At 63.3% G+C, this 20,420-nt stretch carries 16 protein-coding genes; 6 read left to right on the top strand and 10 right to left on the bottom strand.

The window, feature by feature from the left end:
* Positions 1 to 95: 95 nt before the first annotated feature.
* The 3 genes from AC22G6_RS06710 to AC22G6_RS06700 form a co-directional block, all read right to left on the bottom strand.
* A complete protein-coding gene (locus tag AC22G6_RS06710; protein ID WP_487366129.1) occupies positions 96 to 941 on the bottom strand; it encodes a D-hexose-6-phosphate mutarotase in 846 nt (281 codons plus the stop codon).
* 5 nt (positions 942 to 946) lie between these two features.
* On the bottom strand, positions 947 to 3,634 hold the full coding sequence (locus tag AC22G6_RS06705) for a bifunctional acetate--CoA ligase family protein/GNAT family N-acetyltransferase (protein WP_487366128.1): 2,688 nt from the start codon (positions 3,632 to 3,634) through the stop codon (positions 947 to 949).
* Positions 3,635 to 3,835: 201 nt separating this feature from the next.
* On the bottom strand, positions 3,836 to 5,437 hold the full coding sequence (locus AC22G6_RS06700) for a sensor histidine kinase (protein WP_487366127.1): 1,602 nt from the start codon (positions 5,435 to 5,437) through the stop codon (positions 3,836 to 3,838).
* 171 nt (positions 5,438 to 5,608) lie between these two features.
* Here AC22G6_RS06700 and AC22G6_RS06695 point away from each other — a divergent pair, with 171 nt between their 5' ends.
* Positions 5,609 to 6,190, top strand: coding sequence for a class I SAM-dependent methyltransferase (locus AC22G6_RS06695; RefSeq protein WP_487366126.1), 582 nt, complete (start codon positions 5,609 to 5,611; stop codon positions 6,188 to 6,190).
* On the opposite strand, the gene mnmH is transcribed toward AC22G6_RS06695, so the two are convergent.
* Positions 6,191 to 7,243, bottom strand: a complete 1,053-nt coding sequence (gene mnmH, locus AC22G6_RS06690; protein ID WP_487366125.1) for a tRNA 2-selenouridine(34) synthase MnmH — start codon at positions 7,241 to 7,243, stop codon at positions 6,191 to 6,193.
* 56 nt (positions 7,244 to 7,299) lie between these two features.
* Here mnmH and selD point away from each other — a divergent pair, with 56 nt between their 5' ends.
* Positions 7,300 to 8,340, top strand: a complete 1,041-nt coding sequence (selD, locus tag AC22G6_RS06685; protein WP_487366124.1) for a selenide, water dikinase SelD — start codon at positions 7,300 to 7,302, stop codon at positions 8,338 to 8,340.
* Positions 8,341 to 8,345: 5 nt separating this feature from the next.
* Here the strand turns inward: selD and AC22G6_RS06680 are convergent, their stop codons facing one another.
* Positions 8,346 to 8,969, bottom strand: a complete 624-nt coding sequence (locus tag AC22G6_RS06680) for an arylesterase (protein WP_487366123.1) — start codon at positions 8,967 to 8,969, stop codon at positions 8,346 to 8,348.
* Here AC22G6_RS06680 and AC22G6_RS06675 point away from each other — a divergent pair.
* Positions 8,953 to 9,678 carry an ABC transporter ATP-binding protein gene (locus AC22G6_RS06675; RefSeq protein ID WP_487366122.1) on the top strand — a complete coding sequence of 242 codons (726 nt, stop codon included), beginning with the start codon at positions 8,953 to 8,955 and terminating at the stop codon, positions 9,676 to 9,678. The genes AC22G6_RS06680 and AC22G6_RS06675 overlap by 17 nt on opposite strands.
* 126 nt (positions 9,679 to 9,804) lie before the next feature.
* Here the strand turns inward: AC22G6_RS06675 and hpnE are convergent, their stop codons facing one another.
* From hpnE to hpnC, 3 genes are read right to left on the bottom strand one after another with little or no spacing between them, the layout of a single operon-like run.
* Complete coding sequence (gene hpnE, locus AC22G6_RS06670; protein ID WP_487366121.1) at positions 9,805 to 11,133, bottom strand: hydroxysqualene dehydroxylase HpnE; 1,329 nt, start codon at positions 11,131 to 11,133, stop codon at positions 9,805 to 9,807.
* Between the two features lies 1 nt (position 11,134).
* A complete protein-coding gene (gene hpnD / locus AC22G6_RS06665) occupies positions 11,135 to 11,968 on the bottom strand; it encodes a presqualene diphosphate synthase HpnD (protein ID WP_487366120.1) in 834 nt (277 codons plus the stop codon).
* Positions 11,965 to 12,798, bottom strand: coding sequence for a squalene synthase HpnC (gene hpnC, locus AC22G6_RS06660; protein WP_487366119.1), 834 nt, complete (start codon positions 12,796 to 12,798; stop codon positions 11,965 to 11,967). The genes hpnD and hpnC overlap by 4 nt, the downstream gene beginning before the upstream one ends.
* Positions 12,799 to 12,900: 102 nt before the next feature.
* Between hpnC and AC22G6_RS06655 the strand changes: the two genes are divergently transcribed.
* The 3 genes from AC22G6_RS06655 to AC22G6_RS06645 are packed head-to-tail and all read left to right on the top strand — an operon-like array spanning position 12,901 to position 17,254.
* Positions 12,901 to 13,581 (top strand): ABC transporter ATP-binding protein, encoded by a 681-nt coding sequence (locus AC22G6_RS06655; protein WP_487366118.1) that lies wholly within the window; start codon positions 12,901 to 12,903, stop codon positions 13,579 to 13,581.
* Positions 13,578 to 16,097, top strand: a complete 2,520-nt coding sequence (locus tag AC22G6_RS06650) for an ABC transporter permease (RefSeq protein WP_487366117.1) — start codon at positions 13,578 to 13,580, stop codon at positions 16,095 to 16,097. Before AC22G6_RS06655 ends, AC22G6_RS06650 begins: the two co-directional genes overlap by 4 nt.
* 2 nt (positions 16,098 to 16,099) lie before the next feature.
* Positions 16,100 to 17,254, top strand: coding sequence for a lipocalin-like domain-containing protein (locus AC22G6_RS06645; RefSeq protein ID WP_487366262.1), 1,155 nt, complete (start codon positions 16,100 to 16,102; stop codon positions 17,252 to 17,254).
* Between the two features lie 18 nt (positions 17,255 to 17,272).
* Here the strand turns inward: AC22G6_RS06645 and AC22G6_RS06640 are convergent, their stop codons facing one another.
* Complete coding sequence (locus AC22G6_RS06640) at positions 17,273 to 19,336, bottom strand: diguanylate cyclase (protein ID WP_487366116.1); 2,064 nt, start codon at positions 19,334 to 19,336, stop codon at positions 17,273 to 17,275.
* Positions 19,333 to 20,178, bottom strand: coding sequence for an ABC transporter substrate-binding protein (locus AC22G6_RS06635; RefSeq protein WP_487366115.1), 846 nt, complete (start codon positions 20,176 to 20,178; stop codon positions 19,333 to 19,335). Before AC22G6_RS06635 ends, AC22G6_RS06640 begins: the two co-directional genes overlap by 4 nt.
* Positions 20,179 to 20,420 lie beyond the last annotated feature (242 nt).

Below are 20,420 nucleotides of genomic sequence, written 5' to 3'. Positions count from 1 at the left end.
CGTGGCGAGCACGGCGCAATGGTTCTCATGAAGGGCGCGATGGTGCAGCAAGCGCCGCTGCGGGACAAGGGGGCGACGACAATCGCCCCTTGCCCTCAGAGCGCGACCAGCGTCTGCCTGCCCCACCACTGCTGGTGCGGCGGAAGCTCGACCGCCTGATCGGCAACAGCCGCCTCGGTGCATAACATGCGGCGAAAACCGCTGTTGGGCATGTCGGCGAGTGCGGCGCAACGTGTCTCCCACGGGTTCCAGATCACAACATCCGGAAAACCCTCGGTATTGACGCCGAGACTGCGACGATGGTCACGCACGAGAAGCGGACGGGTCACCTTGCAGTAGATGCGGTCGACCTCGGCGTCGACCATGATCCGCTCACCGCTTTCGCGACGGACGACATTGCCCGCAGCTGTATCGCGATAGCTGAAGCCGTAAAGCCCCTCGAGTGCGATCTCCTCGACTTCGCTGACGCGAAGGTAGGTATGGAGCGCGCCGGTAAATGAAAACGCCTCTTCGCCGGTGTTCTCGACCGAGAGTTCGAGATCGAGCCGGTTGTCTTCCACTGCCACCGTCAGTTCAAGGGCGAAGGCGTGTGGCCAGATGGCGCGCATTTCTTCATCGTCGACGATACGCAGCACCGCAATGGCGAAATCCTCGCCGGTGCGCTGCTCGACGACGCTCCACACTCTGGTACGCACGAATCCGTGCTTCGGAAGTGTGCCCTGGTCGGCAAACTGCGGAAAGCAGACCGGCACCCCGCCCCGAATCGGCACACTGCCGTCAAAGACCGCCTGCTCGCTGAGGTAGAGCCACTCCTTGCCACCGCGTGGCGTCCACGACAGCACCTGTCCACCCAGCAGGCTCACCACCACCCGCGCGCCCGAAACATCCATCGCCAGGGCTGCAAGGCCCTGAAATTCAACCTGTTCTATCGTTGCACTCATCCGGCTCAGTCCTGCAGGGGCAGTACGCCCACCTTGACCGTGTTGTCTTCCGGGTCGTTGGTGAGGATGAAGCCGAGCTTGGAGACGAACTTGAGCATGCGGTCGTTGTTGGAGAGGAACACGCCGTTGATGTAGAGCAGCCCGCGGTTACGGGCGGTTTCGATCAACACGCCCATGAGCTTGCGCGCAAGCCCGCGGTGCTGCCAGTCGTCCGCCACGACAACAGCGAACTCGCAGGATTCACCGTCCGGATTGACTGCATAGCGACACACGCCGATCTCCTTCTCCACGCCGTCCACATCGAGTGTGGCAAGGAAGGCCATTTCGCGGTCGTAATCGATCTGCGTCAGTCGCGCCACCATTGCTGGCGGCAGTTCGCGCATCGTGTTCATGAAGCGGTAGTACTTGGTTTCCTGCGACAGATTGCGCACGAACTCCACTTCGAGGTCGGCGTCTTCGGGCTTGATCGGACGAATGGTCACGACCGTGCCGTCCGGCACTGTCCACTTGCTGATCAGGTGCGATGGATAGGGGTGAATCGCCATGTGATCGTAGCGATCGGCGGTGGGCGACACGTTGTCCACAACGATGCGGGCATCGACCGCTACTGCGCCGTTTTCATCGACGATCAGCGGGTTGATGTCCATGCCGGTGATCCACGGCAACTCGCACACCATTTCCGAGACACGCAACAGCACCAGTTCCAGCGCATCCATGTCGACGGCGGGGAGATTACGGAACTCGCCGAGACGGACGGCGATCCGGGTGGAGCGGATCATGTCACGCACCAGGAAGCCGTTGAGCGGCGGTAGCGCCACCGCGATGTCGCGGTTGGCCTCGACCTGGTTACCACCTTCACCGAAGGTGATCACGGGGCCGAACACCGGGTCGCGGCGGACACCGATCACCAGTTCGCGACCATTGCGCTTCTGGATCATGGGTTCGATCGAGACCCCGTTGATGATGGCGTCGGGCTGGCTCTTCTTTACCGCCTCGAGAATCTCCTGATAGGCCGAACGCACGACGGCGAGACTGGTGAGGTTGAGCCGCACCCCGCCGACATCGGACTTGTGGATCACCGATGCGGAGTCGATCTTCATCACCACCGGCAGACCAATTTCTTCCGCAAGCACCATGGCTTCGGTCGCCGAGCGCGCCACGACGGTCTGCGCAATCGGAATCCGGAACGCGGCGAGCAAGGCCTTGGATTCCATTTCGTTGAGGGTCTTGCGACGCTCACTGAGTGCAGTTTCGATGACCAGACGGGCGCTTTCGACCGACGGCGGCGACAGGTGGGACAGCGAGGCCGGCACCTGCATCAGCAGCTTCTGGTTGCGGTAGTAGGACGAAATGTGGCCGACCAACTCCACTGCGGGCTCTGGCGTGCGGAAGGTCGGAATGCCGGCCTCGATGAACATGCGGCGCGACTCTGCCACGAGTTCTTCGCCCATCCAGCAGGTCACAACCGGCTTGTCCGCGGTTTTTTCGATTTCGATGACGGTCCTGGCAACCTCACTCGGATTGGTCATGGCCTGCGGCGTCAGCATGACCAGCACGCCGTCCACGTTGGGGCCGTCGATGACCGCCTGCAGGGTCTTGCTGTAGCGCTCGGGATCGGCGTCGCCGAGGATGTCGATCGGATTGCCGCGCGACCAGCCTGCCGGCAGGATGGCGTTGAGCTTCTCCATCGTGCTGTCGGAAAACTCGCTCAGCGGAATGTCGATATCCATTGCGCGGTCGGCTGCCATCACACCCGGCCCGCCGCCGTTGGTAATGATTGCAAGGCGGTTGCCGCGCGGCCGGAAATGGGAGAACAGCGCATTGGCCGCGGCAAAGAGCTGGCCAAGGTTGTACAGGCGGATCACGCCGGCACGACGGAGTGCGGCGTCAAAGACGGCATCGTCGCCTATCGGGGCGCCCGAATGCGACAGAATGGCGCGTGACACGTCCGGATGACGTCCGGCCTTGATCAGCAGCACCGGCTTTACCCGCGCTGCGCCGCGAAGCGCGCTCATGAAGCGGCGTGCATCGCGGATACCTTCGACGTACAGGAAGATGCTCTCGGTACGCGGGTCCGAGATCATGAACTCGAGCACCTCGCCGAAATCGATATCGCTTGAAGTGCCCAGCGACACCACCGCGGAAAAGCCCACATTGTTCGGTTTTGCCCAGTCAAGAATGGCCGCACACAGCGCGCCCGACTGCGAGATCAGGCCGATGCTGCCCTTGCTGGCCGTCGCATGGGCAAACGTGGCATTGAGCCCGAGGTCGGGACGCATGATGCCAAGGCAGTTCGGCCCGAGCAGACGGATCTTGTGCCGCCGCGCCGCTTCGACGACGTGACGTTCGTAGAGGGCGCCACGCGGGCCTGCTTCGGAAAATCCGGACGACAACACGACGGCTGCCTTCACCCCGGCACGGCCGCAGCTGTCGATGATGGCAGCGACCTTCTCGGCGCGGACGGCTACGACCGCAAGATCCAGCCGTTGCGGAACATCTTCGACGGATTTGTAACAAATGAGGTCGAATACGTTCTCATGCTTCGGATTGACCGCGAACAGCCGCCCCTTGAAGCCCGCATCGATCATGTTGCGCATGAGCACGCTGCCGAGCGAATTCTCGCGCTCGCTGGCACCGATAATGGCTACCGAGCGGGGCTCCAGAAGAGGGGAAAGATAGTGTTTTTCATTCATGAAAGGGCTGCCCTGTAAGGGTATGACGCCGCCGGCTCACGCCTTCAAGGTCGGTTGACCATGACGGGTCATCGATAATGAGCAAATTATACTGCAGTGCACAATAAGCCAGCCTAGGGATTACCCTAGGTTGCGAAAAGGGTTCACCTGTATCGCGCGCCACATTGTGTATCGGCTTCGATGCACGGAAATTGACGCTTGTCACAGGGTGAAGTAAAAACGTGCGCCACGACCGGGTTCTGCCTCTGCCCGTATGCTGCCGCCATGGCGCTGAATGATGCGCTGAACGGTCGCCAGCCCGATTCCGGTGCCAGCAAACTCGGCGCTGTTGTGCAGACGACTGAAGGGGCGAAAAAGACTTGCGGCAAAAGCCATGTCGAACCCGGCCCCGTTGTCTTCAACGCAGAACACCCGCCGCTCTCCTTCCAGACTGACGCCGAAAATGATTTTTGCGTCCGGTTTGCCAGCCGAGAACTTCCACGCATTGCGCAACAGGTTCTCAAGCATCACGCGTACAAGCACACGATCCGCACTCACGGTCATTTCACGCGTTACTTCGAACTCAACCTTGCGCTCAGGTTCCTCGGAGCGGATCTCGTCAATGATCTGCAGCGCAAGTTCGGACAGATTGACGGCCTCCTTGTGCACCGACTGTCGGGTCAGTCGCGCGAGTTCGATGAGCGCGTCGATCAGGTGCGCCATGCGGTGGGTGGCACGGCGGATGCGTTCGATGTAGTCGGTCGTCGCAGGCGTGAGTTGTCCGCTGAGATCTTCCTCAAGAATGCGTGCGAAGCCATCAATCGCACGCAAAGGGGCGCGCAGGTCGTGGGACACCGAATAGGAGAACGCTTCGAGCTCGCGATTGGCGGCTTCCATCTCGGCAGTGCGGAGCCGAACCCTCGATTCAAGCTCCTGATTGACGTTTTTCAGGGTGAGCTCGGCGACCTTGCGCGATGAGATGTCGTCCAGTGTCCCGGCAATGCCCCTGATCTCGCCGTTGCTGCCGATGAGCGGGCGTCCCGAGGCCTCGATCCAGCGTATTTCGCCCTTTCGGGTGCGCAACCGTGTCTGGCAGGTACATTCCGAAATTTCACCCGACATGATTTGTGCAAGCATGTGCCTGACGCCCGGGCAGTCGTCGGGGTGCAGAAAATCGGTAAACGGCCGCCCCAGACTGCGCTCGATCGTGTGTCCGGTAAGACGGTGCCATACGCCGTTCAGAAAACTCAGGCGTCCATCAGGATCGGTCTGGAAGATCACCTCGATGACCGACTCGACCACGTCGTGGTAGCGCTGTTCGCTCTCATTCAGCGCCCGCTCGGCACTCACGCGCGAGGTCACACTGCGCCCGATGCCGTGATAGCCGACGAAAACCCCCGCCTTGAAAACGGGGCTCCCGACGAGTTCGAAATAGTGGGTCTGGTTGTCCTTGGACTGGTGAGAGAAGACCAGACTGCTTCGTTCGTGCCGATCGAGGCGTCGACGATATTCGGTCCAGTCCTGTTCCGCCGCGTGAATCGCGGGGCTCTCCCACGGAGGACGGCCGATCAGGCGCTGTGGATCTTCCCCCGTTTGCTTCTGGAAGCCAGCGCTGATATCGGTATAGCAGTGTGCGTCGTCGGTCTCCCAGCGCCAGTCGCTGGCGAGTTCGAGCAGTTCGCGCAGGCGGTTGCGTTCTTGCAGTAGCTTCCGATCAGGACGCGCGCGTTTGTCGGCCTTGCCGCGCAGCAGTCCGAGCGTGAGCATGCCCGCCACCACAAGTGACGGGAACGCCAGAATGCTTAGCCAGTCGGGGCTGTTCACCCTGCGGCCTCGGTCATTCCGGTGTAAGACGGGCGGGGCTGCCGCTTGCCGTGAGTGAGTCCGGTATGTGCCAGAACCATGTCTGCTCCTTCATCAACGCGTGTGCGTCGGTAGAATGAGGTGACCTGCTGTTGCTGCCTCCCTTCATGATAATGCCTTACAGAGCGGACAATGACCGAATTCAACCAGTCTCGTAACCCATCCGGTTGTGCTGGACATGGCGCCGGCGGAGACCCGTCGCCGTGGGTGCGCCGTTTCAGCGCCCTGATCCCGGCGGGCGGGCACGTGCTCGACTATGCCTGCGGCGGAGGGCGTCACGCCCTGTGGCTTGCCCGCCACGGCTATCGCGTCGAAGCGGCTGACCGCAATCGCGACGCATTGGCTGGTCTCGTGCAAGAGCAAGGCATTTCCACCCGTGAAGTTGACCTCGAATCGAGCGACTGGCCCTATGTCGGCCAGTTTTTTGATGCAGTCGTGGTTTGCAACTACCTGTACCGGCCCGGCTTCGAACGCCTGCTCGATCTGCTGCCCGAGGGCGGGGTGCTGATCTACGAAACCTTCATGGCCGGAAACGAGCAGTTTGGCAGGCCTGCGAGCCCCGATTTCCTGCTGTTGCCAGGCGAGCTTCTGACGCGCTGTGCGGGATGGCAGATCGTCGCCTTCGAGCAAGGCGTCGTGAGCAGCCCCCGTCAGGCCACGATCCAGCGCATCTGTGCCGTTCGCGGTCCAGCGCTTGCAACGGTGCTGCCCTGATCAGGCAGGCAGCTTCGCCAGAATCTGCTGCGCAAGCAGGTCGATGCCTGCGGGCGACAGGTCGCGGGTCTCGAACGCGGGGGCACCGGCCAGGCCGGGAAAGTTGCCGCCCTGCGAGCGACGGTAGAGCGGATCGTAATGCAGGTCGATGAACTCACCGAACAGGGTCGGCAAGTCGCGGCTTTCGGCAAGCTGCCGCCAACGCGCCAGCGTTTCGTTGCTCTGCAGACTTCTCAGGCGTTCGATGTTCTGCAGCAGGGTGGGGATGTCATCGCCCAGATAGGCATAGTCACGGATCAGGAAGCTTAGCCTGGCGTCGCGTTCTGCCTCGATCCGGATGCAAGGTGCGGCGCGCATTGCGCCGATCAGCGGCTCCGGAATATGGGTGCGGCCAATCTTGCGGCTTTCGGCCTCGACAAACACGGGCCGCGCCGGATCGAGTTTGCGGATGCGGTCATACAGCGTGGTCTCGAAGCCCTTCTGCGTCGGCTGGGGTCGGTCGGGCAGGGCACCGAGCACCGAACCCTTGTGCGCCGCGATGTCCTCAAGGTCAAGCACCTGGGCGCCGTGCCGGGCAAGTGCCTCGAGGATGCGCGTTTTCCCGCTTCCGGTTGCGCCGCAGATCATGCGCAGTGGCAGTTGCGGTGCCAGTGTCTCGATCTGTTCGATCACCAGGTGCCTGAACTGCTTGTAGCCACCGGCGAGTTGTTGTGCGTCCCACCCGATCAGGCGCAGCCAGGTCACGAACGATCCGCTGCGCTGGCCTCCGCGCCAGCAGTAGACGAGAGGGCGCCAGCTGCGGGGCTTGTCCTGCATGTAGCCCGAAACATGACGGGCAATGTTCTCTGCCACCATTGCGCCACCGATGCGACGGGCTTCGAAGGCTGATTTCTGCTTGTATATGGTTCCGACAACGATCCGCTGTTCGTTGTCCAGCACGGGCAGGTTGATGGCCCCGGGTACGTGGTCCTCGGCAAATTCGGCGGGGGTACGGACGTCGATGATCTCGTCAAAGGTTTCCAGCTGTGCTACGGTCGCGACGCCTTTCTGCATGTATTGTTACGGGCAAGGTCGCAATGTTGCCGACTGCCCGGTACTCCCTTCAGGTCATGGATCAGATCAAACTTACCCAATTCTCCCACGGCGGTGGATGTGGCTGCAAAATTGCCCCCGGCGTCCTCTCTGAACTGCTGTCGCAAATGCCGCCCGGCCTTGTCCCGCCCGATTTGCTGGTCGGTACCGATACCGCGGACGATGCAGCGGTGTATCGCCTCAACGACCGCCAGGCCGTGGTGGCGACCACCGATTTCTTTACCCCGATCGTCGACGACCCGCGCGACTTTGGTCGCATTGCGGCCACCAACGCCCTGTCCGACGTTTATGCGATGGGCGGCACGCCGATCTTTGCACTGGCCATTGTCGGCATGCCGCTCGACAAGCTCCCGGGTGAGGTGATCGGTCGCATTCTCGAGGGCGGTGCTTCCGTGTGTCGCGAAGCCGGCATTCCCGTTGCGGGTGGGCACTCGATCGACGTGCTCGAACCCATCTACGGCCTCGTCGGGATCGGGGTGGTCGACCCCGCGCGGGTTCGCACCAATTCCGGCGCACGCGAAGGCGACGCACTGATCCTTAGCAAGCCGCTCGGGATCGGCATTCTGTCGGCCGGTCTGAAGAAGGGCATCCTCAGTGCGGATGGCTACGCCGAAATGCTGCGATGGACCACGACGCTGAACCGTGTCGGCGCAAAACTTGCCGAGCTCGATGGCGTGCACGCCATGACCGACGTGACCGGCTTTGGGCTTGCAGGCCACCTGCTCGAGATGTGTCGCGGGGCAGGGCTTGCGGCCGAGGTCGAGTTCGACAGCCTGCCTGTGATTCCGGAGGCGCTGCACCTCGTTCGCGACGGCGTCGCAACCGGCGCATCGTCCCGCAACTGGGCAAGCTACGGCGCTTCGGTTTCGATGCGCGGAGATGCGCCCGAGTGGCAGCGCAAGCTGGTCACCGATCCGCAGACCTCGGGCGGCTTGCTGATCTCATGCGCGCCAGCGCTTGCAAATGAGGTGCTGGCACTGATCGAGGCGGAGCAGGGCAATGCAGCTCGCGTCATCGGTCACATGCGCGCGGGCTTGCCTGTGCTCACCGTTGACTGACCGGCTCAGCGTTTCGCGGTCGCTTGTCCGAGCATCGGTTTGAGCGAAGCCCAGACGGTGTCGAGCACTTGGAACTGGGCCTCTGCAGTGGGATGTATGCCGTCGGAAAGAAAGAACTCGGGACGGTCTGCAAAGCCCTCTAGCAGGAATGGCACGAGGGGCACACCTGTCGTTCGGGCAACCTCGGCATAGGCTGCGGTAAAGCTGCGCGTGTAGGCAGGGCCGTAGTTTGGCGGCATCTGCATGCCTACAAGCAGCACCTTGCTGCCGGCCTTGCGTGCCTCCGACACCATTGCGTCGAGGTTCGCAACCAGCAGCTTCGTGGGCAGGCCGCGCAGGCCATCATTGGCGCCAAGCTCGATAATGACGACGTCGGGCTTGTGCGTGTTCAGCGCGGCGGGCAGGCGGGAGCGTCCGCCCGCCGAGGTTTCACCGGAAACACTGGCATTCACCACCCGATGGGGGAACCCTTCCGTCTCGAGGCGCGTCTGCAACAGGGTGGGCCAGGCCTCTTCGGCTTTGAGCCCGTAGCCGGCAGAAAGGCTGTCCCCCCACACCATGATCGTTGCTGCCTGAGCGGCACCGGCAAACAGAAAAAGCAGGAAGGTGAGCATGGATCGCAGCGGCATTCAAATCTCCAGTCCGGTCCTCGAAGTCGAGGATCTGAGTAAAAGTGTAACGATGGCCGACGGCAAGGGCGAGTTGCATATTCTCAACAGGATCTGCTTCGCGGTCGGTTCGGGCGAGTCGGTGGCGATCGTCGGCGCATCGGGTTCGGGCAAATCCACCCTGCTCGGATTGCTTGCGGGGCTGGATGTTCCCGTCAGCGGCAGTGTGCGAATACTCGGCACCAGGCTGTTCGAGCTCGACGAGGATGAGCGGGCCGCGCTGCGCGGAGAATCCGTCGGCTTCGTTTTCCAGTCCTTCCAGCTGTTGCCGGCACTCACTGCGCTCGAAAACGTGATGCTCCCGCTGGAGCTGGCCGGCAACACCGACGCCGAGGGCATCGCGACCCAATGGCTGGAGCGCGTCGGCCTGGGCAGCCGGATCATGCATTACCCCAAGCATCTTTCCGGCGGCGAGCAGCAGCGCGTGGCACTTGCGCGCGCCTTCGCCGCCAGTCCCAAATTGCTCCTTGCCGACGAACCGACCGGCAACCTTGATGCGGCCACGGGTCAGGCAATCATCGAGCTGATGTTCAACCTCAATCGCGAGGCGGGTACAACGCTCATTCTGGTGACCCATGACGAGTCTCTGGCGCAGCGCTGCGGTCGAATTCTGCGCATGACGGCCGGCGAGCTTGCCGAGGTCGAAGCCGAAGTGACAGCGCCGGGCTGAGCCTGTCTGCGATCACGGCCTCCGCTGCAGCCGGTACAGACTTTCCCGGCGTCAGCGGATCATGCGGGCCGCGCAAGAACGCGCGCCCGCTCAGGCGCAATGCATCCGGCGGCGGACGAAAGGTGCTCAGGTGCGCCCCGGGTGTGCGGGCGTTCCCGCAAGCCTTGCACGAATCGCCTCGGCGCACGCCACGCCCGAGCGCACCGCCGACTCAAGGGTTGCCGGGTAGTCGGAGTCGATGTAATCGCCCGCAAGCCACAAACCGGGTACCGGCGTCCGGATGCCGGGACGGAGAAGATCCGGACGGCACGCAAAAGTCGCACGTTTCTCCACGATCACCTGCGACCACCGGGGCGCTGGAAGGCGGCGTCCGAGCTCGCGCTCGAGCTGGGCAAGCACGGCGAGGATCAGCTCGTCGTGCGACCAGCCTTCGTACTCACCGTGCGCACTGATGACGCAGGCCAGCAGGCCGGCTTCACCCCCGAAGCGGCCGCGATCGAAGGCCCACTGGGCGGGACCGTCCGCGAGCCCAATCATGGCCTCCGGCAGAGTCTGACCTTCACCCAGCGCCAGATAGACGGTTGCGATCGGCTCGTGCGGCAGCGCCTCGATCTGCGTCACCAGGCGGTCACACGCCCCCGTTGATGCGAGCAGGCTGGTCGCGTGGTAGGGCGCGGTGGCGATGACGACCTGGGTCCAGGGCTGGCTGCCCGGATCGCCATTGAGCCAGAACCCGCTCTCACTCGGGGTGATCGCGTCAATGCCGTTTCCGGTACGCAGCTTGCCCCTGCGGGTTGCCAGATAGCGCGCAGCGGCGACCGGGAACAGCTCTGACAGATCGATGCGCGGAATCAGCAATTCGCTGGCGGAGGCCGATGCGGCAAGGCTGTCGCGCAACACGTTCGCAAAGATCTGTGCCGAGGCTTCGGCGCTCGGCGTATTGAGTGCCGCCACGCACAGCGGCACCCAGACCAGCTCGCACAGGTTTGCGGTCTGGCGCGTGGTCCTGAGCATGTCGTCTACCGTCATGCCGGCTGCGACACGGAAGCCGGCCTTGCGCAGCCAGCGCATCAACCGCAGCATGGCGAAGCGATCCTGCCAGTCAAGTCCCTTTGCCAGCAGCAGCCCGACGGCAAGGTGGAAGGGAGCGGGCAGGGGGGCCGCCTTCAGGCTCATGCGGCCCGGAACATGCAATGTGAGGGGCAGGCGTTCGAGCTGCTTGGGCGAGCCGCCCGTCAGGCGCAGAAGCCGCGTCAGCTCGGTATAGGCGCCAATCAGGATATGCTGACCATTGTCAACTTCCCGCCCATCCTTGCGGACGACCCGCGCCCTGCCGCCGAGCGTGAGCGAGCGTTCGAACACGGTGGCGTGAATACCATGGCGTGCCAGCTCGACCGCACAGGCGAGACCCGCATAGCCGGCACCGATGATCGCGACCGTAGGAACGCCGCTCATCTCAACCCTTCATCCAGGTCCAGCCGGCGAGCCAGACCTTGCGCACCGGGGTCAGCGAGGTGCGACGGTCGAGCACCAGGAAGCCATCGCGGGCGATCTCTTTCAGCAGCGTGCGGTAGATCGCCGCCATGACCAGGCCGGGACGCTGGCTCTTGCGGTCGACCGCAGGCAGGTTGGCGAAGGCCTGGTCGTAGAACTGCTCGGCACGCTCCGTCTGAAACGCCATCAGCTCACGGAAATTGTCCGAGTACTTGGCTTCGAGAATGTCGCTTGCAGGGACGTTGAAGCGCTGCAGGTCCTCGATCGGCAGGTAGATCCGGCCGCGGCGGGCATCCTCACCGACATCGCGAATGATGTTGGTGAGCTGGAACGCCATGCCGAGGTCATGCGCGTACTTCTGCGTCTGGCGATCGGTGTAGCCGAAAATCTCGGCCGCGAGCAGGCCGACGACGCTGGCCACGCGATAACAGTAGAGCTGCAGGCCCTTGAAATCGAGATAACGCGTCTGCTGCAGGTCCATCTCCATGCCGTCGATGATCTCGAGCAGTTGTTCCTGCGGCAGGCTGAACTGAGCGCTGACGTCCTGAAGCGCGTGACCGACCGGGTGCGTCGGCGTCCCGCCAAACACGCGTCCGACCTCATGTCGCCACCAGTCGAGCTTGGTGTGTGCGAGCGAGACGTCGTGGCATTCATCGACCACGTCGTCCACCTCGCGACAGAATGCATACAGTGCGGTGATCGCCCGGCGCCGCTCGGGCGGCAGGAACATGAAGCTGTAGTAGAAGCTGGAGCCACTCTTGGCGGCCTTGTCCTGGCAGTAATCGTGGGGATTCATTGTTTTTTCTCTTGAAACAGGGCGCGCCAGGCGATTCGCACCCAGTCGGTCTTGCCCAGTACCGGGCGATGGCGGAACACATCGTAACCGGCCGACTCGATGCAATCCAGAATTCGCAGGCCACCGGCGACGACGAGGCGCAACTCCCAGCCCACCCTGCCAGGCAGTCGCAGTGCAAGCGGGGCGCCTTCGAGCATCATCTCGCGTGCGCGTTTCACCTCGAAGGCAAGCAGCGCGCGCCAGCGTTCATCGCATCGTGAAGCCTCAATATCGCCCGCATCCACCCCAAAGCGCGCGAGATCGTCCTGCGGAATGTAGATGCGTGTCTTGCGCCAATCGACTGCGACATCCTGCCAGAAATTGATCAGCTGCAGGCTGCTGCAAATGCAGTCCGAAAGATGAAAGTTGTCGCCTTCCGTCCTGTCATACAGATGCAGCAGCAGCCGCCCGACCGGATTCGCCGACCGCCGGCAGTAGTCGAGCAGTTCGGGAAAGTCTGCGTAGCGCGTCTTGCCGACGTCCTGGCTGAATGCGTCGAGCAGGTCGCGCAGCAACTGTACCGGTAAGCCGAACTCGCGCACAGCCCGGCCCAGGCGTTCGAACATCGGCGCGAGCGTGGCATCGCGGATGGCTTCGCCGCGTTCCATTGCGTTGAGCGCGTTGCGGTAATCGTTGAGCCGCGCCAGGCGCATCACCGCGGTGGCATCGCCCTCGTCGGCGATGTCGTCCGCGCTGCGGGAGAAGGCATAGATCGCTTCCACCGGTTCGCGCAGACGGGCCGGCAGCAGAAATGACGCAACGGGGAAGTTTTCGTAGTGATCGACGGGCATCGGAACAGGCGGGAAGCACGGATTTTGGCGCGGATGACGCGGGCGGAGTATAAGCGAAGACGCCCTTCGGGCACTTTCTACGTCTTCGGCAGTCAGGTTGCCATGCTCAGAATCGCAAAACTCTGCAAGACCCTCTCGACAGTGCCGCCGCGCAAACTCTTCGACCTGCTCAGCCTCGACGTTGTCGCGGGTGAATGCGTGGCCATCATCGGCGAATCCGGGGTCGGGAAATCAACGCTGCTCAACTGCATTTCCGGTCTCGAGCCTGTCAGCAGCGGCAGTATCCGCGTCGGCGACACCGAGCTGGCCGGACTTGGGGACGATGCCCTGTCCCGTTTGCGTCGTGACCGTTTCGGCTTCGTGTTTCAGGCGTTTCACGTTCTTCCTCATCTTACCTTGCTCCAGAACGTGGCTGTGCCGCTGTGGCTGCAAGGCCGGCAGGGCGCCGAAGCAGACCGGTGTGCGCAGGACATGCTGGAGCGTGTCGGGCTCGGCAAGCGTGCGGGCGACTGGCCTGGAAATTTGTCTGGCGGGGAATTGCAGCGTGTCGCCATTGCACGGGCCCTGGTGCACCGGCCCATGGTAGTGCTCGCGGATGAACCTACCGGCAACCTCGACCCGGCACGGGCGATGGACGTGCTCGACCTGCTTCTGAGCAGCATCCGCACCGGCGGTGCAGCGGGCGTGCTGGTCACGCATTCGCGTGCGGCGGCTCAGCGCGCTGACCGGGTGTTCGAACTGCGGCAGGACGGACTGGTGCAGGTGGTGGTCGCTGCGCAATGAATCCAGCCTTGATCCGCCTCTTTGCCGCCAGTCTTGGGCGCCGGCGATTGGCCACCGCGCTTGCCTTGATCGCCATTGCACTTGGGGTGGCACTCGGGCTCGCGGTGCAGCTGATTCATGAGGCAGCGCTCGACGAGTTCGGGCGTGGAATGCGCGAACTCGCGGGTGAAGCCGATCTTCAGGTCAGGTCCGGGCGGGGCGGCTTCGATGAGCAGCTCTACCTCAACCTTGCCCAGCGCCCCGAGGTGGCGGAAGCGAGCCCGGTGCTCGAAGTCGAGGCGCGCTTGCCGGGGAGGGCGGGTACGCTGCGGATCCTGGGGGTTGATCTCTTTCGCATCGCACAGGTTCAGCCTGCGCTCATGCCGGTGGCGGATGATCGCGATGCGCGCTTTGCGGCCCTGCAGGCCGATACGGTCTTTCTGAGCGCCGCGGCGAGGGAGAAAGCGCTCGCCGAAGGCAAGAACGTGCTGCGCGTGCAGGCGGGGCTCGAAGTCGTGGGCTTTCGGGTCGCAGGCACGGTTCCCGGGGCTGGCACCGGGCAGGTGCTTGGTGTGATGGATATTGCTGCGGCACAGGATGCCTTTGGGCAGGTCGGTCGGCTCACGCGCGTCGACCTGAAGCTCGCCCCGGGTATCGGCCGCGAGCAGGCCATCGCCCGTCTGGGTCCGCTGTTGCCTGCGGGTACCACCATGACCCAGCCCGAGGCCTCGGGCACCGAAGCGGCGGCGCTTTCGCGCGCGTATCGCGTCAACCTGACGATGCTCGCCGCAATCGCCTTGCTCACGGGTGGTTTTCTGGTGTTCTCCACGCAGTGGCTGTCGGTGGTGCGACGTCGGCGCGAGTTTGCGCTGTTCCGCGCCCTTGGCATGACGCGCGGAACCCTGATGCGGGGGCTGTTGCTGGAGGGCGCAATCACCGGATTCGCTGGCGGTCTTGCCGGTGTCGCACTTGGACACCTGTTCGCCGGGCTCGCTTTTCGCCTTATCGGCGGTGACCTCGGCGCCGGCTACTTCGAAGGCATTCGCCCATCGCTCCAGTTCTCGCCCACCGTCACCGCCTTTTACATCGCACTTGGCGTTGTTGCGGGGATTGCCGGTGCATGGGTTCCTGCGCGCGATGCGGCGTTGATGTGGCCCGCATCGGGCCTGAAAGCCGGGGCCGCCGAAGCCGCCGTGCTCGGGGCCGGTAAGTCACGTGGCGGGCTCGCGCTGCTGTGTTTAGGGCTGGGGGTACTGGCCTGCTTTCTGCCACCGCTGAGCGGGATCCCGGTCGGCGGATATCTGGCCGTTGCACTGGCTTTGGCGTGTGCGGTACTGGCGCTGCCGGGGGCGACACGGGTCGCGATGCGGATACTGACCGTTGGCCGTGGTGCGGAGTGGCGCCTCGCCCACGCGCGCCTTGCAGCGGCGCCCGGACAGGCAGTGGTTGCGGGGGCGGGCGTTGTCGCAAGCGTGGCCCTTGCGGTGTCGATGGCGATCATGGTCAGTTCGTTCCGGGTGTCGGTGGATGACTGGCTGAGCACGGTGCTGCCCGCAGATCTGTACCTGCGCGCGTCGAGTGCCGGCGCCAGCGGCTTTTTCGATGCCAAGGCACTCGAGCGGGTCGAGCAGACGCCCGGCGTCGAGTTCACCGATACGGTGCGCGCAACCGAGTTGAGACTCATCGACGGTCGTCCGCCCGTAACCCTGATCGCACGTTCAATCAGCCGTGGCTGGGGCTTGCCGCTGGTGTCGGGCAGTCTGCTCCCGGCATCGGATGGGGATCAGTCGGGCCTGCCTTCCGCCTGGATCTCCGAGGCCGTCGCCGATCTGATGCAGCTGGCCCCGGATGCCACGATCGAACTGCCGATCGCGGGGCGCATGGTAGCGTTCCGGGTGGCTGGCGTGTGGCGTGATTACGCGCGCCAGAATGGGGCCGTCGTCATTGATCGCGAGCTATATCGCAGCATGTCCGGCGACCTGAAGGTGAATGACGTTGCGATCCGACTTGCCCCTGGCGCGTCAGCGGATGCCGTCGCGCTCGCCCTGCGCGAGACCTTCGGCGACGAGCTTGTCGAGATTGCATTGCCAGGCGAAATTCGCAAGATCAGCCTGGAGATTTTCGATCGTACATTCCTGGTGACCTATCTCATGGAAGCGGTGGCAATCATGATCGGTTTGTTCGGCATTGCCAGCACCTTTGCGGCGCTGTCGACCGCGCGCGGGGGCGAGTTCGGCATGCTCCGGCATCTTGGAATGACCCGCGCGGAAGTCGGGCGACTGATCGCACTCGAAGGCGGGCTGACGGCTGCCGTCGGGGTCGGTGTCGGGTTGATCGCGGGCGGCGGGATTGCCTGGGTTCTGATCGAAGTGGTCAATCGGCAGAGTTTTCACTGGAGCATGGATATTCATGTTCCCTACGCCGGTTTGATTCTGTTCTCGGCGGGGCTGGTTGCACTTGCCACAATCGTGGCGCGATTGGCCGGATACCGCGCCATGCGCGAGTCTGCGGTGCTCGCAGTGCGGGAGGACTGGTGATGATGCGACGGTGGTCGCGCACGCTCACGACCTGGCTGTTCAGCGCCGCGTGCATATGGGGTGCAGCCTGCCACGCTGCCGACGACACCGGAGCCTTGCGCGGCGCCGGTCCTCCATATCCCGAGGTCACCCCCGGAACCACACTGGTGTTTCCGCGCGATCATGGTTCCCACTCCGAGTTCAGAACCGAATGGTGGTACATCACCGGTTGGCTGCAAGACGAAGCTGGCGCGGAACGCGGCTTTCAGCTGACCTTCTTTCGGGTGCGGCCGCGCATCGGGGAGGCAAGCCGCAGTCGCTTCAGTCCCCGCCAGCTAATGCTGGCGCACGCGGCGATCGCCGACCCGGAAAAGGGGCGTTTGCTGCACGCGGAACGCGCTGAGCGCCATCTTCCGCCGCTGGCAAGCGCCAGCGAAGCACATACGGATGTGCGCATTCGCGACTGGTCGCTGACGTGGTCCGCAGCGCCTGACACTGAAGGCGTGTACCGCGCACGGGTCGGTGCAGGCGAGTTTGCCTTCGATCTCGAACTCCGCCCGGACGGGCCCCCAGTGCTGAACGGGCGGGGGGGCTACAGCCGCAAGGCTCCCGACCCGAAACATGCGAGCTATTACTACAGCCGCCCGCAACTGAAAGTCAGCGGAGCGTTGCGTGCGGGCCAGGACAGCCATCGTGTCACAGGAACGGCATGGCTCGATCATGAATGGTCGAGCGAGATCATGCCGGCGGGCGCACAGGGCTGGGACTGGATCGGCATCAATCTGCGTGACGGCGGCGCCTTGATGGCATTTCGCATGCGGGGCGAGAACGGCATGCCGGTCTGGCGTGCGGCTACGCTGCGTGTAACAGACGGCAGTTTGCGCATTTTCCAGGCCGATGAGGTCCGCTTCGTGCCGGGGCGGGAGTGGCGTTCGCCGCGCTCGGGCGCCACGTACCCGGTGGAGTGGGCGCTCCATCTCGAAGGTACAGACGCAGCGCCGGCGCGCACGTTCCGCATCGTTCCGCTGATGGACGACCAGGAGCTCGACAGCCAGGCCTCGACCGGTGCGATTTACTGGGAAGGCGCGGTGCGGCTGTTCGAAGGCGGCACTGAACCGCGCGAGATCGGCAAGGGCTACCTTGAGATGACGGGATACGCCGAGCGGCTTGAAATGTAGGTGCTCGCCTGTCTGACCCTAGCCGGTCAATGCCACAGGTGTTGCCACCAGGTCTCCCTGGGCGTAATTGAAGCCGTATTCGCGCAGGGAATCATGCAGCAGCGCGTCTTCGACTTCCGAGGCAACGACCGGAATCGACAGCGCGGCCGCCATTCCACACAGTGCCTGCGCGACATTGCACCCCGCCTCCAGTCCAAACGACTCCACCAGTGTTTTCAGGCTGACCTTGACGAAGTCCGGATGCAGCGATGGCAGCAGCACGGTCGCCCCACCGTCAAGTTTCTCGATGGCTATCCGCATCCCGATCTCGTGAGCCAGTTCGAAGAAGAGCCTGCACTCCTCGGGTGCCTGCTCGGTCAGTCGGGCAGGGCACTCAAGAATCACCATCGAGGGCGACAATTCAGTTTCTGCGAGAAAGGAGGTCAGTCTGGGCAGGTAAGCCCGGGGATTGGCAACGGTGGCCGAGCCAAGATTGAGACTGAACTGTCTGATGTCAGGCTGTCGTGAAATCAGGCGGCAGGCACGCTCTGCGACCCACAGGTCGAGTTCGAGCAGCGTATCGGGAGACTCGATGCTGGACAGCAGTTCCATGGGCGAGTGCATGCCACCGGTCGTGTCACTGACCCGGAGCAGGACTTCGTACCATTCACACTGAAGGCCGTCGTCAAGGGCCCTGATCGACTGCTTGAAGAGCGACAGGCGCTCGTAGGGAATCACGCCCGAGAGCGCCATGCTCGCTGCAGGCAGATCGGTCTTCCGACGATTGCCGGCGGCCTCCGCTGAATGCTCCACAACCTGATTTCGACCGGCCTTCTTCGCGGCGTAGCAGGCAAGATCGGCGGCGACGAGCAGATCGGACGCGCTATTGGTTCGGCCGTCGATTCGCACCAGCCCGATACTTGCACCGACCGTAAAGCGCCGTTCCTCCCAATGGAATCGGTAGGTGGACACCACTTCGCGCAAACTTTCGGCCAGGCCGCGTGCGTCGGCCGGGCTGCATTCGTGGAGGATGAGCGCAAATTCATCCCCGCCGATGCGGCTGATCAGATCGCCAGTCCGTACCCGTTGCCGGATCAGACGTGCAATGTTCTGCAGCAGTTCATCGCCTGCGGCATGCCCGCAACTGTCATTGACGATCTTGAAACGGTCGAGGTCGATGAAGCACAGCGTCGCGTGATCACCCGATCTGCGGGAGCGTGTGACCGCATTCTCGAGCGCCTGTTCGAAGGCGCGCCGGTTGGGCAACCCTGTCAGCGGATCGTGAAGGGCCTGATAGGCGAGTTTCGACGTTGCCTCATCGATGCGGGCCTGAAGATTGTGATGTGCCTGCGCAATCGACTGCGCCATGTTGTTGAATCCGCGCTGCAGGGCCCTCAGCTCATCGCTCGGGGCATCGTCCGCCACCGAGACATCGAGATCACCGGCCCCGATGCGGCTGACCGCCTCCACCAGTCTTGCCAGTGGCTTGCCGACCGAAGAGGCCAGACGTGACGCCAGCAGGCCCGCCAAACCGAGGCCGACGATGAACAGACTGAGTGCGGTCAGGATCACATTCTCCTTGCGACCTTCGATTGCCTGATTGCTGAGTTCGACATAGACCCAACCAATCGTCTCCGGCGCACTCGCACCGCCCTGACGGAGCTGAGGCTCGAAAACGTCGTTCATGACCAGCGGTTCGGCCACGACCGGGGCAGCGTAGCCGATGCGTTTGGTATTGCGACCGATGTTGCGGGGGGTTTCGGTCTGGGTGACCAGCCCGGGATGGACGAGCTCCATACGACCGCTGACGGCGAGCAAGCCCCCGTCCCTGTCGAACAGGGCCGCACCGGTAACGTCCGGCTGCTCCAGCACGGCCTGCAGAAGCCCCATCTGAGTCAGTCGGTTGCCAGAAATCACCGCATACTCGGAGGCCGGCGCAAGAAAGCTGACGATTGCAATCCCGCGATCGTCGAGCGCAGCGTCGATCGACTGCGTTCCACGCCAGAAAAACAGGCCTGCGATACAGGTTGCGAGCAGCGCGGCAGGCAGCAGCCCAACCAGGAGAAGACGCTGCCGAAGCGAAAGTTTCCTGAGCAAACTCATTCCCTTGCGACACCTGCAATGCGATCAATCAGCTCGGAGTCACTTGGCACATCCAGTCCGAGTGAGCGCGCCACCTGCCGGTTCACAGCAACCGAAAACCGGACAGGATTCAGAACAAGCGGCTGACGCAAGCTCTCTGTTCCAGCACTGCGCAGCCACGCTGCGAGATCTCCGGCCACATCTTCAGGTGAGCTATACACCGCCGCCAGCGCTCCCGCCTGAACGTAGGCCTGGGAGTAGGCAAGGATGGGCTTCCGGTAGCGATAACTGGTCAGCAGGATGGTGCGTGCAGAAGCCTGCGAGGCAACGATGGGATCGGGGATCATCAGCAATGCATCACTCGCCTGCAGCAACTGTTCAAGCTGAGGAAGGAGGTCCTCAACCGCGCCAACTCGTCGGGACAGGAGACTGACACCGGAATCGGCTGCTGCCGTCGAGAACACCTTTTCCAGATCGAGGCTGTCCGGACCAATGATCAGACCGACCGTTCGCACGTTGGGCGCCACCGCGCCTGCAAGCCGCATGTGTCTTGCGGCCGGATGATCCAGCACCATGGCAGACAACGCCGCATCCGGAAACGCGGCGCTAAGGCTGCGGTACTGCGACCGACTGACAAGAACAGAAAGTATGGGGCCGCTGAATTTCTTCAGTATTTCTTCGGTAGCGCGCGCACCGACCGCAACGATCACATCGGCTTGCTCGAGAACGGCGCTATCAAGACCTTCGTCGACACTGCCGCCATCCGCAATATGATGGGAACGGGGCATCGGCGATCGTTGCAGCGCCTCCAGGAACGAACGGTGCGGACCGGACGCATGCGACAACGCGAAAGCGATATCCATCGCGCGTGCCGGTGCTGAAAGCACAAGCACGGCACATATTACCGGCAGCAGGAAGAGCGTCCTCCAACCTCTAAGCATGTCGGCCGAGCGGAAAGACCTGGTGGTCAATTCTATTAACCAGGTGCGGCATGGGCAGGACTGGAGTGATTGCAGGGGGACTGTACAAGCGCTGTCTCATTCTTTGGTATGCCACCCCGGCGTGCGACTACAGGCCATTGGAAAACCAGCACGCACATTCATCA

The sequence above is a fragment of the Parazoarcus sp. PS-13 R2A genome (assembly GCF_057621855.1).
This window is presented reverse-complemented; position numbering and strand designations above follow the sequence as displayed.